Origin of the sequence: Streptococcus oralis, assembly GCF_001578945.1 — a bacterium.
Taxonomy (GTDB): Bacteria; Bacillota; Bacilli; order Lactobacillales; family Streptococcaceae; genus Streptococcus; species Streptococcus oralis_Q.
Genome location: NZ_KQ969553.1, coordinates 13,151 through 27,972 on the forward strand (window position 1 = coordinate 13,151; position 14,822 = coordinate 27,972).

The window sequence follows — 14,822 nt, forward strand, 5'->3', positions numbered from 1 at the left end:
AAATAAAAATGAAATAGTTGTTCATTTTCGAATTGTTTTTCGAATAGATAGGTGAGAAGAAAAGAAAGGAGACTACGCGATGTATTTACCAATCTTATTGCCATGGTTGATCAAATGGTATTTAAAATAAATGAAATTTGCCTGTTCATTTTAGATCACTTCTCGAATAGATAAGTGAGAAGAAAAGGAAGGAAAAAAGATTTCAGTAATTTATCCAATCTGGTTTTTAAAATGGTTTAAGAGCTAGAAGTCGTAAACTAAAAAATAGAAATAAAGGAGAAAAAAGATGACAAATTTTGACAAAATGGAACAGAACTTTGTAGCTCTTACAGAAGAAGAGTTGATGGATGTGGATGGGGGATTGATTATTACAGCAGCTGGAATTATTTTAGCAGGAAAAGTAGCAGGTGCTGTGGTTACAATTGAAGGAGCTCTTTATGGAGCAGGATATGCTATTGGAAAAGCATTGCGACCTTAATATGATTAGAAAGGAGGCTTAGCAATGAAACAATTTCAAGAATTATCTTTTCAAGAACTTGAAGAGGTTCAAGGCGGTGTTATTACATTAACGATAGGTACGGTAGTGCTTGTAGGCTGGAAAGCAGTAGCAGCTTATGGAGCAGCGGCTACTGTAGCAGGAGGTACACTTGGATTGGGAGTGTATAATGGCTATAGAGGGCGTTAGATTATGAACAATCACAACCTTAATCTCAATACACTCTTACCTAAACTAGCCACTATAGTTCCTTTGTTGGCAATAGCTCTTAATCTCGCGCTTCATCTGATTCGTATAGGTTCGCTAGTATCTTTTGATTGGCAATGGAGTTTAATAGGTTTGATTGCTGCAGGCTATTTTGGTATTTTTTGTAAGGATTTGAAGAAAAATAATCAAAACTATAAATGATGAATCTGAATGGAAAGGATTTTGTGCATGTAAATGGCAGAGTTTTTCCGCCTTTCTTATCAGGATTTGCTGAGGGATATTTTACCGTATCACTCATTATCTACATCGCCACGTATTTGATTTTGAAAAAACCGCTCAATACCTTGTTTTATCCAGAAACCTATCCGATTCTATTTGGTTTGTTTTATCTAGGATATAAGTACAAAATAACAGAAAGTAAGAGTGGAAATTGATGGACCATCAGATTGGAGTTTGAGATGAAAGTTGTGCAATTACTAGGAAAAGCTTGGCCAGAGACCACTGTATTATTTAGCACGATGGCTTATCTAATTATTAGAATCATGGCCGATATAAACAAGATACATCTACCTACATGGTTTGAATCTTTTGATATACCTACGATTTCCTTGTTTTTAGTGGTATTTATTTTACTGTATCGGAGCCAAGGAGAAAGAAAAAAATGAGGACCGAAATGAATAAGATTTTAAAATCCTTTATTGTATTTGTTTTTCTATTTTTAATGAATATTTTCAGCTTTACGATGCTAGCAACTCTTGGTTTCCAGGTAACAATGAGTGAAAGTAGTTATCTGGTACCCCCTGTGTTTTCGTTTATCGTTTTATACACCATTCACAAAAGAAGTGGGAAAGGTAAGAAATCTGTGTAATTGAATGATTTAGGCAGGACTCTTGTCCTGCCTATTTTCTTTGGCAAAAAGTGCTGTTCAGGTGAGGATATTGTTTTTTCAGAAATAATTCCCTTATTTCTTCCTTGTTTGGTTAAAATAATCTTACAAAGTTTTTAAGAGATTGTTAGAAAAAAGGAGATAGATATGAAATTTGGGAAAAGACACTATCGCCCTCAGGTGGATCAGATGGATTGCGGCGTGGCTTCCTTGGCTATGGTATTTGGCTACTACGGTAGTTATTACTCCTTGGCTCGTCTACGAGAGTTGGCCAAGACGACCATGGATGGGACGACTGCTTTGGGTCTTGTAAAGGTAGCAGAGGAGCTTGGTTTTGAAACGCGGGCTATCAAGGCGGATATGACGCTCTTTGATTTGCCTGATTTGACTTTTCCTTTTGTAGCCCATGTGCTCAAGGAAGGGAAATTGCTCCACTACTATGTGGTGACAGGTCAGGATAAGAAGACCATCCATATCGCTGATCCAGATCCTGGTGTCAAGATGACCAAGATTTCCCGTGAGCGATTTGCGCAAGAATGGACAGGGATCAGTCTCTTTATGGCGCCATCTCCAGACTATAAACCCCATAAGGAGAAAAAACAGGGGCTCCTATCCTTCTTGCCAATCTTATTCAAACAGCGTGGCTTAATTACCAATATCGTCCTAGCGACACTCTTGGTGACCCTGATTAACATTGTAGGTTCTTATTATCTGCAGTCTATCATTGATAGTTACGTGCCAGACCAGATGCGCTCAACGCTGGGCATCATCTCTATTGGGCTGGTCATCGTCTATATCCTCCAGCAGATTTTGTCCTACGCGCAGGAATATCTCCTACTAATCCTTGGGCAACGCTTGTCGATTGACGTGATTTTGTCTTATATTAAGCATGTTTTTCACCTGCCAATGTCCTTTTACGCGACACGCAGGACAGGAGAAATCGTATCGCGTTTTACAGATGCCAATAGTATCATTGACGCGCTAGCTTCGACCATTCTGTCGATTTTCCTAGATGTGTCGACGATTTTGATTATCTCGCTGGTCTTGTTTTCACAAAATATGACGCTCTTCTTCATTAGTCTACTTGCGCTTCCCATCTATACAGTGATTATCTTTGCCTTTATGAAGCCGTTTGAAAAGATGAATCGGGATACCATGGAAGCTAATGCGGTTCTGTCTTCTTCTATCATCGAGGATATCAACGGTATTGAGACCATTAAATCTTTGACTAGTGAAAGTTCACGCTATCAAAAGATTGATAAGGAATTTGTGACTTATCTGAAAAAATCCTTTACCTACAGTCGGGCAGAAAGCCAGCAAAAGGCTCTGAAAAAAGTTGCCCAGCTCCTGCTCAATGTTGCCGTTCTCTGGCTGGGAGCCATTCTCGTCATGGATGGGAAAATGAGTTTGGGCCAGCTGATTACCTATAATACTTTGCTTGTTTACTTTACCAATCCTTTGGAAAATATCATCAATCTACAAACCAAACTTCAGACAGCGCAGGTTGCCAATAATCGCTTAAATGAGGTTTATCTGGTAGCTTCGGAGTTTGAGGAGAAGAAAACAGTCGAAGATTTGAGCATGATGAAAGGAGAGATGACCTTTAAGCAGGTTCACTATAAGTATGGCTATGGTCGTGACGTCTTGTCGGATATCAACTTGACCATTCCGAAAGGGTCTAAGATGGCTTTCGTGGGGATTTCAGGGTCGGGAAAGACCACCTTGGCCAAGATGATGGTTAATTTTTACGATCCAAGTCAGGGAGAGATTAGTCTGGGTGGTGTCAATCTCAATCAGATTGATAAAAAAGCTTTGCGCCAGTACATTAACTATCTGCCTCAACAGCCTTATGTCTTTAACGGGACGATTTTGGAGAATCTTCTCCTTGGGGCTAAGGAAGGGACGACACAGGAGGATATTCTACGAGCAGTTGAATTGGCTGAGATTCGGGAAGATATTGAGCGCATGCCACTGAATTACCAGACAGAATTGACTGCGGATGGGGTAGGTATTTCTGGTGGGCAACGGCAGCGAATTGCTCTGGCGCGTGCTCTCTTAACGGATGCACCTGTCTTGATCTTGGATGAGGCGACTAGCAGTTTGGATATTTTGACAGAGAAGCGAATTATCGATAATCTCATGGCTTTAGACAAGACCTTGATTTTCATCGCCCACCGCTTGACCATTGCTGAGAGGACAGAGAAGGTTGTTGTCTTGGATCAGGGTAAGATTGTTGAAGAAGGCAATCATGCAGACTTGCTGGCTCGAGGTGGATTTTACGCCCATTTGGTGAATAGCTAGAAAGAGGAGAAGATGAAACCAGAATTTTTAGAAAGTGCGGAGTTTTACCATCGTCGTTACCATAATTTTTCCAGTCGAGTGATTTTACCCATGTTCCTTCTATTCGTGTTTCTACTGGGATTTGCAGTTTTTGCAGAGAAGGAGATTAGTTTGTCTACCAGAGCGACTGTCGAACCTAGTCGGATCATTGCCAACATCCAGTCGACTAGTAATCAACGCATTGTGGCTAATTATCTAGAAGAAAACAAACTAGTTAAGCAGGGAGATCTACTGGTTCAGTACCAGCAAGGGGCGGAAGCTGTTCAAGTTGAAGCATACACCAGTCAGTTGGAGATGTTTAAGGATCAAAAAAAGCAGTTAGGATATTTGCAATCCAGTTTGAAAGAGGGGAGTGATCAATTTCCAGAGGCGGATAAGTTTGGTTACCAAGAGATGTTTCGGGACTATCTCAGCCAAGCTAGTAGTCTTAGAAGTAATGTTTCTCAGCAAAATGCCAGTATCTCCTCGCAGAATGCGGCAGCAAGTCAGAGCCAGGACGAGATTGGCAATCTTATCAGCCAAACAGAGGATAAAATCCGAGACTACAAAACAGCTAAGTCGGCGATTGAAACAGGAGCTCAATTGGATAGTCAAAATGTAGCCTACTCTTTCTATCAGACCTATAAAAACCAAGCTGGAGAAGATTCGCAAGCTAAATCGCAAGTTATTGCACAGGTGGATGCCCAAATTAGCCAGCTAGAGTCTAGTTTAGCTACTTATCGTGTGCAGTATGCGGGATCTGGAGCTCAACAAGCCTACGCAAGCGGACTGGATAGTCAGCTTGAATCCCTCAAGTCCCAGCACCTAGTCAAAGTTGGTCAGGAGTTAACCCTTTTGGATCAGAAAATTTTAGAAGCAGAGTCGGGTAAGAAAGTCCAAGGAGGTCTCCTAGATAAGGGGAAGATTACAGCAAGTGAGGATGGAGTGCTTCACCTTAATCCTGAGACTAGTGATTCTACTATGGTTGCAGAAGGAACCCTGCTAGCCCAACTGTATCCGGCCTTAGAAAGAGAAGGCAAAACCAAACTCACAGCTTATCTCAGCTCAAAAGATGTTGCAAGGCTAAAAGTAGGTGATTCTGTTCGCTTCACTACAACCAAGGATGCCAACAAAGAACTTATTCTTGTTTCTGCGATTACGAATATTGATGCGACAGCTACCAAGACTGAAAAGGGAAATTTCTTTAAGATAGAGGCGGAGACAAGTCTGACTCCTGAACAAGCAGAAGAGCTTCGCTACGGTTCAGAAGGACGTCTGACGCTAATCACAGGAAAGAAAAGTTATTTGCGCTATTATTGGGATCAATTTTTAAACAGAGATTAATGTTTGTTTTTTAGACTTGATTATATTTTTAAAACAGCAAAATGAGTATATTTTGCTGTTTTTCTTCATATTCAACTGTAAAAATCTAGCTTCCGTTCGTAAATCGTTGCTAATCATGGCATTTTATGGTAAAATAGGCTGAAGTAATACGAAAGGCGAACTTTAAAATGTCAAAACAATTAATCTATTCGGGAAAAGCCAAGGATATCTATACAACTGAGGATGAAAATCTCATTATTTCAACTTACAAAGATCAGGCGACTGCTTTCAACGGTGTCAAGAAGGAGCAGATTGCGGGTAAGGGAGTTTTGAATAATCAGATTTCATCTTTTATTTTTGAGAAATTAAATGCTGCTGGTATAGCGACTCACTTTGTGGAGAAACTTTCAGACACGGAACAACTCAATAAAAAGGTTGAGATTATTCCTCTAGAAGTTGTCCTTCGCAATTACACGGCTGGTTCCTTTTCAAAACGTTTTGGCGTAGATGAAGGTATTGCATTTGAAACGCCGATTGTCGAATTTTACTATAAAAATGATGATTTGGATGATCCTTTTATCAATGACGAGCATGTGAAATTCCTTAAAATTGCGGATGACCAGCAGATTGCTTACTTGAAGGAAGAAACGCGTCGTATCAATGAACTCTTGAAAGCTTGGTTTGCTGAGATTGGTCTTAAATTGATTGACTTTAAGCTGGAGTTCGGTTTTGACAAGGATGGCAAGATTATCTTGGCAGACGAGTTTTCACCAGATAACTGCCGTTTGTGGGATGCGGATGGCAACCACATGGATAAGGATGTTTTCCGTAGAGGTATAGGTGAATTGACGGATGTTTACGAGATTGTCTGGGAAAAGTTGCAAGGTTTAAAATAACACCTTCAAGGTCGTTTGGGAACATTGCAAGAGCTGAAATAAAGGAATAAGAATTGATGGATAAACGTATTTTTGTTGAGAAAAAAGCTGATTTTCAGGTTAAATCAGAGAGTTTGGTAAGGGAGCTCCAGCACAACTTGGGACTTTCAACTTTGAAAAGTATTCGCATTGTGCAGGTTTATGATGTCTTTGATTTGGCAGAGGACTTGTTTGCACCTGCGGAAAAACACATCTTCTCTGAGCAAGTGACAGACCATGTCTTGGATGAAGCGGCTGTGCAAGCGGATCTTGCTAACTATGCTTTCTTTGCTATTGAAAGCCTGCCTGGTCAATTTGATCAGCGTGCGGCTTCCTCACAAGAAGCCTTGCTTTTGCTGGGAAGTTCGAGTGATGTGACAGTCAACACAGCCCAGCTTTACTTAGTTAATAAAGATATTGATGCTGCTGAGTTAGAAGCGGTCAAGAACTACCTGCTCAATCCAGTGGATTCTCGTTTCAAGGACATCACGACAGGGATTGCCAAGCAGGAATTTTCAGAGTCAGACAAGACCATTCCAAAATTGACTTTCTTTGAAAGCTATACGGCAGAAGACTTTGCCCGCTACAAGGCCGAGCAAGGGATGGCCATGGAAGTGGACGATTTGCTCTTTATCCAAGACTACTTCAAGTCAATCGGGCGCGTGCCGACTGAGACGGAGCTCAAGGTTTTGGACACTTATTGGTCTGACCACTGTCGTCACACGACTTTTGAGACAGAGTTGAAACACATTGATTTCTCAGCTTCTAAATTCCAAAAGCAATTGCAGGCGACTTATGATAAGTATATTGCCATGCGTGAGGAACTAGGTCGGTCTGAAAAGCCACAAACCTTGATGGATATGGCGACTATTTTTGGTCGTTATGAGCGTGCTAATGGACGTTTGGACGATATGGAAGTGTCTGACGAAATTAATGCCTGCTCGGTCGAAATCGAAGTGGATGTTGATGGTGTCAAGGAACCTTGGCTCCTCATGTTCAAAAACGAAACCCACAATCACCCAACGGAAATTGAGCCATTTGGTGGAGCGGCTACTTGTATCGGTGGAGCTATTCGTGATCCATTATCAGGCCGTTCCTACGTTTACCAAGCTATGCGTATCTCAGGTGCGGGCGACACTACAGCACCGATTTCGGAAACACGTGCTGGTAAATTGCCACAACAAGTTATTTCGAAGACAGCGGCTCACGGTTATTCTTCATATGGGAATCAGATTGGTCTGGCGACGACTTACGTTCGTGAATACTTCCACCCAGGCTTTGTAGCTAAACGCATGGAGCTAGGTGCAGTTGTCGGTGCAGCACCTAAGGAAAATGTGGTCCGTGAAAAACCGGAAGGGGGAGATGTGATCATCCTTCTTGGAGGCAAGACTGGCCGTGACGGTGTTGGTGGTGCGACAGGATCTTCTAAGGTTCAAACAGTTGAGTCTGTAGAGACGGCTGGTGCTGAGGTTCAAAAAGGGAATGCCATCGAAGAACGTAAGATTCAACGTCTTTTCCGTAATGGCGATGTCACTCGTCTCATTAAAAAATCCAATGACTTTGGGGCTGGTGGTGTCTGTGTGGCTATCGGTGAATTGGCAGACGGTCTTGAAATTGACCTCAACAAGGTTCCTCTTAAATACCAAGGTTTGAACGGTACAGAAATTGCCATTTCTGAATCACAAGAACGGATGGCAGTTGTGGTTCGTCCTGAGGACGTAGATGCCTTCGTTGCCGAATGTAACAAAGAAAATATTGACGCTGTTGTGGTGGCGACAGTGACAGAAAAACCAAATCTAGTCATGCACTGGAATGGTGAAACCATCGTCGACTTGGAACGTCGTTTCCTTGATACAAACGGTGTGCGTGTGGTCGTCGATGCCAAGGTGGTAGACAAGGATGTCAAGCTTCCGGAAGAACGTACAACAAGCGCTGACACACTTGAAGCTGATACCCTTGCGGTATTGTCTGACCTCAACCATGCGAGTCAAAAGGGCTTACAGACTATCTTTGACTGCTCGGTCGGTCGTTCAACTGTCAATCATCCACTTGGTGGTCGCTACCAACTCACACCAACTGAGGCATCTGTGCAGAAATTGCCAGTTCAACACGGTGTGACTCACACTGCGTCAGTCATGGCTCAAGGCTTTAACCCTTATGTGGCAGAATGGTCTCCATACCACGGTGCGGCTTATGCGGTTATTGAGGCGACTGCTCGTTTGGTGGCTGCTGGTGCAAACTGGTCTAAGGCTCGTTTCTCATACCAAGAATATTTCGAGCGCATGGACAAGCAAGCTGAGCGTTTTGGTCAGCCAGTAGCAGCTCTCCTAGGTTCTATCGAAGCACAAATCCAGCTTGGCTTGCCATCTATCGGTGGTAAGGACTCTATGTCTGGTACTTTTGAAGAATTGACAGTGCCACCAACCTTGGTAGCCTTTGGGGTGACGACGGCAGATAGCCGTAAGGTACTCTCTCCAGAGTTCAAAGCTGCTGGTGAAAACATCTACTACATCCCAGGTCAAGCCCTCTCTGCAGAGATTGATTTTGACTTGATTAAGTCTAATTTTGCTCAGTTTGAAGCCATCCAAGCTGGCCACAAAGTGACATCTGCATCAGCTGTCAAATATGGTGGTGTCCTTGAAAGCTTGGCTCTTGCTACCTTTGGGAACCATATCGGTGCAGAGGTGACCTTGCCTGAACTTGAAACAGCTTTGACAGCTCAATTGGGCGGATTTGTCTTCACATCTCCTCAAGAAATTGCTGGAGTAGAGAAGATTGGACAAACAAGCGCAGACTTTACACTCCTTGTCAACGGTGTGAAGCTAGATGGACAGAAACTTGACAGTGCCTTCCAAGGGAAACTGGAAGAAGTTTACCCAACAGAATTTGCACAAGCCAAAGAATTGGAAGAAGTTCCAGCTGTCGTTTCTGACGCAGTCATCAAAGCCAAAGAAACCATTGAAAAACCTGTGGTTTACATCCCAGTATTCCCAGGAACAAACTCAGAATATGACTCCGCTAAGGCCTTTGAAAAAGAAGGTGCAGAGGTTAACTTGGTGCCATTTGTGACCTTGAATGAAGAAGCTATTGTCAAGTCAGTTGAAACCATGGTTGACAATATTGGCAAGGCTAACATCCTCTTCTTTGCAGGTGGCTTCTCAGCTGCGGATGAACCAGATGGCTCAGCTAAGTTTATTGTCAATATCCTTCTTAATGAAAAAGTGCGTGCAGCCATTGATAGCTTTATCGCTCGTGGTGGCTTGATTATCGGTATCTGTAATGGATTCCAAGCCTTGGTCAAATCAGGTCTTCTTCCATACGGAAACTTTGAAGACGCAAGTAGCGCGAGTCCAACCCTCTTCTACAACGATGCCAACCAACACGTGGCTAAGATGGTTGAAACACGTATTGCCAACGCTAACTCACCATGGCTTGCCGGAGTAGAAGTTGGTGATATCCATGCCATCCCAGTATCACACGGTGAAGGTAAATTTGTCGTGACAGCTGAGGAATTTGCGGAGCTCCGTGACAATGGTCAAATCTTCAGCCAATACGTTGACTTTGACGGCAAACCAAGCATGGATTCTAAATACAATCCGAACGGTTCTGTAAATGCCATCGAAGGAATCACCAGTAAGAACGGCCAAATCATCGGTAAGATGGGGCATTCGGAACGTTATGAGGACGGTCTTTTCCAAAACATCCCAGGAAATAAAGATCAGCACCTGTTTGCGTCGGCGGTTAAATACTTTACTGGAAAATAAGACTTGCGGTTTTTCCGATAGATGATATCCGTAATGTAAAAGTCATGTAGCTCTAGCTCTCGGTGCTACACACAAATAAAAATTAGGTATAAAAAATGACATACGAAGTAAAATCTCTTAATGAAGAATGTGGTGTTTTCGGTATTTGGGGGCATCCAGATGCTGCTAAATTGACCTATTTTGGTCTCCACAGTCTTCAACACCGTGGTCAGGAGGGGGCAGGAATCCTCTCCAATGACCAAGGGACATTAAAGCGTCATCGCGATATGGGGCTTTTATCAGAAGTGTTCAGAAACCCAGCTAATTTGGATAAATTGACAGGATCTGCTGCTATTGGACATGTGCGTTATGCGACTGCAGGAGAAGCTTCTGCGGATAATATCCAGCCCTTCCTCTTTCGCTTTCATGATATGCAGTTTGGACTTGCTCACAACGGAAACCTAACCAATGCCGAATCGCTCAAGAAAGAATTGGAACAAAGAGGCGCTATTTTCAGCTCAACCTCTGACTCGGAAATCTTGGCTCATTTGATTCGTCGTAGTCACAATCCTAGTTTGATGGGCAAAATCAAGGAAGCGCTCAGTCTTGTCAAAGGTGGCTTTGCTTATATCTTACTGTTTGAGGACAAGTTGATTGCGGCCCTTGATCCTAATGGCTTTCGTCCGCTTTCTATCGGGAAAATGACTAATGGAGCGGTAGTGGTTTCCTCCGAAACCTGTGCTTTTGAAGTTATTGGGGCTGAGTGGCTTCGAGATTTGAAGCCTGGAGAGATTGTTATCATTGATGATAAGGGCATCCAGTATGATAGCTATACAGATGATACACAGTTGGCGATTTGCTCTATGGAGTATATCTACTTTGCCCGCCCTGATTCTAATATCCATGGCGTCAACGTCCATACAGCTCGTAAGAGAATGGGAGCTCAACTGGCGCGTGAATTCAAGCATGAGGCGGATATCGTGGTCGGTGTACCCAATTCCTCACTCAGCGCAGCCATGGGATTTGCGGAGGAGTCTGGTCTGCCAAATGAAATGGGTCTCATCAAAAACCAATACACCCAACGCACCTTTATCCAACCGACTCAAGAATTGCGGGAGCAAGGGGTGCGGATGAAACTGTCTGCTGTTTCAGGTGTTGTCAAAGGTAAACGTGTGGTCATGATTGATGATTCCATTGTTCGTGGGACAACCTCTCGCCGAATCGTTCAGCTTTTGAAAGAAGCGGGTGCGTCCGAGGTTCACGTTGCTATTGGAAGTCCAGCGCTAGCTTATCCATGTTTCTACGGGATTGATATCCAGACGCGTCAGGAGCTGATTGCGGCCAATCATACGGTCGAAGAAACCTGCCAAATCATTGGCGCGGATAGCCTGACCTATCTTTCGATTGATGGCTTGATTAACTCTATCGGGATTGAAACAGATGCGCCCAATGGCGGTCTCTGTGTCGCTTACTTTGACGGCGACTACCCAACTCCTCTCTACGACTATGAGGAAGACTATCGTAGAAGTTTGGATGAAAAGACCAGTTTTTACAAATAAGCGGAAGAAGGCTCTCCATTAAAGGAAAGGAAGAGGAGACAAAAATGACAAATAAGAATGCATACGCTCCACGTCTCACTACTGACTAAAAGCTAAAGCGTTTGTCAGTAGACGCTTTGTCCTATGGGACCAAAGCTAGAGACCTGACTAGTATTTTTAGATAAAATGATTGTTTATCTAAAAATACGTCGCAGTCTTTCTCAAAAAAAGAAAAGGAATGAATAAAATGACGAATAAAAATGCTTATGCGCAGTCTGGTGTGGATGTTGAAGCCGGTTATGAAGTTGTTGAACGGATCAAAAAGCACGTGGCTCGTACGGAACGCGCAGGTGTTATGGGAGCTCTAGGTGGCTTTGGTGGCATGTTTGACCTTTCAAAAACAGGTGTCAAAGAGCCGGTCTTGATCTCAGGGACTGACGGTGTCGGGACCAAGCTCATGTTGGCCATCAAGTACGACAAGCACGATACTATCGGTCAGGACTGTGTGGCCATGTGTGTTAATGACATCATCGCTGCAGGTGCGGAGCCTCTTTACTTCCTTGACTATGTAGCGACTGGCAAGAATGAACCAGCTAAACTAGAACAAGTGGTTGCTGGTGTGGCAGAAGGTTGTGTACAGGCAGGCGCTGCTCTCATCGGTGGGGAAACGGCTGAAATGCCTGGTATGTATGGCGCAGATGACTACGATCTGGCTGGTTTTGCAGTCGGTGTGGCTGAAAAATCTCAAATCATTGACGGCTCAAAAGTAGCTGAAGGTGATGTTCTTCTCGGTCTTGCTTCAAGTGGTATCCACTCAAATGGTTACTCACTCGTGCGTCGTGTTTTTGCCGACTACACAGGTGAGGAAGTCTTGCCAGAATTGGAAGGCAAGCAACTCAAAGAAGTCCTTCTTGAGCCAACTCGTATCTATGTCAAGGCTGTCTTGCCACTTATCAAGGAAGAGTTGGTCAACGGTATTGCCCACATCACAGGTGGTGGCTTTATCGAAAATGTCCCACGTATGTTTGCAGATGACTTGGCGGCAGAGATTGAGGAAAGCAAAGTTCCAGTGCTTCCGATTTTCAAAGCTCTTGAGAAATACGGTGAAATCAAACACGAAGAAATGTTTGAAATCTTCAATATGGGTGTGGGACTTATGCTGGCAGTTAGCCCTGAAAATGTAGGTCGCGTTAAAGAATTGCTGGATGAACCAGTCTATGAAATTGGTCGCATCGTCAAGAAAGAAAACGAAAGTGTCATCATCAAATGAAAAAAATAGCGGTTTTTGCTTCTGGTAATGGCTCAAATTTTCAGGTGATTGCCGAAGAGTTTCCGGTGGAGTTTGTCTTTTCAGACCATCGTGACGCCTATGTGCTCGAGCGTGCAGATAAGCTCGATGTTTTGTCCTATGCTTTTGAGCTCAAGGAGTTTGAGAACAAGGCAGACTACGAAGCAGCCCTAGTCGAACTCTTGCAAGAACACCAGATTGACTTGATTTGTCTCGCTGGCTACATGAAAATCGTTGGGCCCACCTTATTGGCAGCCTATGAAGGTCGAATCATCAACATTCATCCAGCCTACCTGCCCGAATTTCCGGGAGCTCATGGGATTGAGGACGCTTGGAATGCTGGTGTTGCTGAGAGTGGCGTGACCATTCACTGGGTGGACTCCGGTGTAGATACCGGAAAGATTATCAAGCAAGTCCGTGTGCCACGGCTGGCTGATGATACCATCGACAGTTTTGAAGAACGGATTCATGAGGCAGAGTACAGGTTGTATCCAGAAGTTATTAGAGAATTGTTGGATAAGTAAATGAAAGGAAATAACATGACTAAACGCGCCTTAATCAGCGTCTCAGACAAAGCGGGCATTGTCGAATTTGCCCAAGAACTCAAAAAACTTGGTTGGGAGATTATCTCAACAGGTGGTACTAAAGTTGCCCTTGATACTGCTGGGGTGGACACCATTGCAATTGATGATGTGACGGGCTTCCCAGAAATGATGGACGGCCGTGTCAAGACCCTTCACCCAAATATCCACGGTGGGCTCCTCGCTCGTCGTGATCTTGACAGTCACTTAGAGGCTGCTAAGGACAATCAGATCGAGCTCATTGACCTTGTGGTGGTCAATCTCTATCCTTTCAAGGAAACGATTCTCAAACCAGATGTGACGTACGCTGACGCAGTTGAAAACATTGATATCGGTGGGCCATCCATGCTTCGTTCAGCGGCTAAAAACCATGCCAGCGTGACAGTTGTGGTAGACCCTGCTGACTATGCTGTGATTTTGAACGAATTGGCAGCCAATGGTGAAACGACTTACGAAACGCGCCAACGTTTGGCAGCCAAGGTTTTCCGTCACACTGCGGCTTATGACGCCTTGATTGCGGAATACTTCACAGCTCAAGTGGGTGAAACAAAACCTGAAAAGCTCACCTTGACCTATGACCTCAAGCAACCAATGCGTTATGGGGAAAATCCTCAGCAAGATGCGGACTTCTACCAAAAAGCTTTGCCGACTGACTATTCGATTGCTTCAGCGAAACAGCTCAACGGTAAAGAATTGTCCTTCAATAACATCCGCGACGCGGATGCGGCCATTCGTATTATCCGTGACTTCAAAGACCGTCCAACCGTTGTGGCTCTCAAACACATGAACCCGTGCGGTATCGGTCAAGCTGATGACATCGAAACTGCTTGGGATTATGCTTATGAGTCTGATCCAGTGTCTATCTTTGGTGGAATTGTCGTCCTTAACCGTGAGGTGGATGCTGCGACAGCTGAGAAGATGCACGGCGTTTTCCTCGAGATTATCATCGCACCGAGCTACTCAGACGAAGCACTTGAAATCTTGACAACTAAGAAGAAAAACTTGCGCATCCTTGCCTTGCCATTTGACGCTCAAGAGGCCAGTGAAGCAGAAGCAGAATACACAGGTGTTGTTGGTGGACTCCTCGTTCAAAATCAAGACGTGGTCAAGGAAAGCCCAGCTGACTGGCAAGTGGTGACCAAGCGCCAACCAACTGAGACAGAGGCGACTGCTCTTGAATTCGCTTGGAAGGCTATCAAGTACGTCAAATCAAACGGAATCATTGTGACCAACGACCACATGACACTTGGCGTTGGGCCAGGTCAAACCAACCGAGTGGCTTCTGTTCGCATCGCCATTGACCAAGCCAAAGACCGCCTTGATGGTGCTGTGCTTGCTTCCGATGCCTTCTTCCCATTTGCGGATAACGTGGAAGAAATCGCCAAAGCAGGAATCAAGGCCATCATCCAGCCGGGTGGCTCTGTCCGTGACCAAGAATCTATCGAAGCTGCGGATAAATACGGCTTGACCATGGTTTTCACAGGCGTGAGACATTTTAGACATTAAGAAGACAAAAGGAAAGAAAAC

At 44.0% G+C, this 14,822-nt stretch carries 13 protein-coding genes; all 13 read left to right on the forward strand.

All coding sequences use genetic code 11. The annotated features are described in order from the left end of the window. Positions 1-286 precede the first annotated feature (286 nt). The 13 genes from SORDD16_RS07215 (at position 287) to purH (ending at position 14,801) form a co-directional block, all read left to right on the forward strand. Entirely contained in the window at positions 287-478 is a 192-nt protein-coding gene (locus tag SORDD16_RS07215) for a class IIb bacteriocin, lactobin A/cerein 7B family (RefSeq protein ID WP_061452912.1), read from the forward strand. A gap of 24 nt (positions 479-502) precedes the next feature. After that, the gene (locus SORDD16_RS07220; RefSeq protein ID WP_009729537.1) at positions 503-685 is read left to right on the forward strand and encodes a Blp family class II bacteriocin; all 183 of its coding nucleotides are present in this window, start codon (positions 503-505) and stop codon (positions 683-685) included. Between the two features lie 3 nt (positions 686-688). After that, positions 689-904 carry a hypothetical protein gene (locus SORDD16_RS11940; RefSeq protein WP_061452913.1) on the forward strand — a complete coding sequence of 72 codons (216 nt, stop codon included), beginning with the start codon at positions 689-691 and terminating at the stop codon, positions 902-904. 23 nt (positions 905-927) lie between these two features. Further along, positions 928-1,137 carry a hypothetical protein gene (locus SORDD16_RS11945; RefSeq protein WP_241734035.1) on the forward strand — a complete coding sequence of 70 codons (210 nt, stop codon included), beginning with the start codon at positions 928-930 and terminating at the stop codon, positions 1,135-1,137. A 239-nt stretch (positions 1,138-1,376) separates the two neighbouring features. Then, positions 1,377-1,571, forward strand: coding sequence for a hypothetical protein (locus SORDD16_RS11955; protein WP_061453024.1), 195 nt, complete (start codon positions 1,377-1,379; stop codon positions 1,569-1,571). A gap of 165 nt (positions 1,572-1,736) precedes the next feature. Then, positions 1,737-3,890: a peptide cleavage/export ABC transporter ComA gene (comA, locus tag SORDD16_RS07245; protein WP_061452915.1), complete on the forward strand. Its 2,154-nt coding sequence runs from the start codon at positions 1,737-1,739 to the stop codon at positions 3,888-3,890. Between the two features lie 12 nt (positions 3,891-3,902). Next, complete coding sequence (comB, locus tag SORDD16_RS07250; protein ID WP_061452916.1) at positions 3,903-5,252, forward strand: competence pheromone export protein ComB; 1,350 nt, start codon at positions 3,903-3,905, stop codon at positions 5,250-5,252. Between the two features lie 167 nt (positions 5,253-5,419). Then, positions 5,420-6,127 (forward strand): phosphoribosylaminoimidazolesuccinocarboxamide synthase, encoded by a 708-nt coding sequence (gene purC, locus SORDD16_RS07255; RefSeq protein ID WP_061452917.1) that lies wholly within the window; start codon positions 5,420-5,422, stop codon positions 6,125-6,127. Between the two features lie 56 nt (positions 6,128-6,183). After that, a complete protein-coding gene (locus tag SORDD16_RS07260; RefSeq protein ID WP_061452918.1) occupies positions 6,184-9,909 on the forward strand; it encodes a phosphoribosylformylglycinamidine synthase in 3,726 nt (1,241 codons plus the stop codon). A 95-nt stretch (positions 9,910-10,004) separates the two neighbouring features. After that, positions 10,005-11,447: an amidophosphoribosyltransferase gene (gene purF, locus SORDD16_RS07265; RefSeq protein ID WP_061452919.1), complete on the forward strand. Its 1,443-nt coding sequence runs from the start codon at positions 10,005-10,007 to the stop codon at positions 11,445-11,447. 226 nt (positions 11,448-11,673) lie between these two features. Then, a complete protein-coding gene (gene purM / locus SORDD16_RS07270) occupies positions 11,674-12,696 on the forward strand; it encodes a phosphoribosylformylglycinamidine cyclo-ligase (protein ID WP_061452920.1) in 1,023 nt (340 codons plus the stop codon). After that, a complete protein-coding gene (purN, locus tag SORDD16_RS07275; RefSeq protein WP_061452921.1) occupies positions 12,693-13,238 on the forward strand; it encodes a phosphoribosylglycinamide formyltransferase in 546 nt (181 codons plus the stop codon). The genes purM and purN overlap by 4 nt, the downstream gene beginning before the upstream one ends. A 15-nt stretch (positions 13,239-13,253) precedes the next feature. Then, positions 13,254-14,801, forward strand: a complete 1,548-nt coding sequence (gene purH, locus SORDD16_RS07280; RefSeq protein WP_061452922.1) for a bifunctional phosphoribosylaminoimidazolecarboxamide formyltransferase/IMP cyclohydrolase — start codon at positions 13,254-13,256, stop codon at positions 14,799-14,801. The last annotated feature ends 21 nt before the right edge of the window (positions 14,802-14,822 follow it).

Bases quoted from the DNA above. Each gene is read 5' to 3' on its own strand.
- purM (WP_061452920.1), top strand. From the start codon at position 11,674: ATGACGAATAAAAATGCTTATGCGCAGTCTGGTGTGGATGTTGAAGCC.
- purF (WP_061452919.1), top strand. From the start codon at position 10,005: ATGACATACGAAGTAAAATCTCTTAATGAAGAATGTGGTGTTTTCGGT.
- SORDD16_RS07215 (WP_061452912.1), top strand. From the start codon at position 287: ATGACAAATTTTGACAAAATGGAACAGAACTTTGTAGCTCTTACAGAA.
- SORDD16_RS07220 (WP_009729537.1), top strand. From the start codon at position 503: ATGAAACAATTTCAAGAATTATCTTTTCAAGAACTTGAAGAGGTTCAA.
- comB (WP_061452916.1), top strand. From the start codon at position 3,903: ATGAAACCAGAATTTTTAGAAAGTGCGGAGTTTTACCATCGTCGTTAC.
- SORDD16_RS11955 (WP_061453024.1), top strand. From the start codon at position 1,377: ATGAATAAGATTTTAAAATCCTTTATTGTATTTGTTTTTCTATTTTTA.
- purH (WP_061452922.1), top strand. From the start codon at position 13,254: ATGACTAAACGCGCCTTAATCAGCGTCTCAGACAAAGCGGGCATTGTC.
- SORDD16_RS07260 (WP_061452918.1), top strand. From the start codon at position 6,184: ATGGATAAACGTATTTTTGTTGAGAAAAAAGCTGATTTTCAGGTTAAA.
- purN (WP_061452921.1), top strand. From the start codon at position 12,693: ATGAAAAAAATAGCGGTTTTTGCTTCTGGTAATGGCTCAAATTTTCAG.
- purC (WP_061452917.1), top strand. From the start codon at position 5,420: ATGTCAAAACAATTAATCTATTCGGGAAAAGCCAAGGATATCTATACA.
- SORDD16_RS11940 (WP_061452913.1), top strand. From the start codon at position 689: ATGAACAATCACAACCTTAATCTCAATACACTCTTACCTAAACTAGCC.
- comA (WP_061452915.1), top strand. From the start codon at position 1,737: ATGAAATTTGGGAAAAGACACTATCGCCCTCAGGTGGATCAGATGGAT.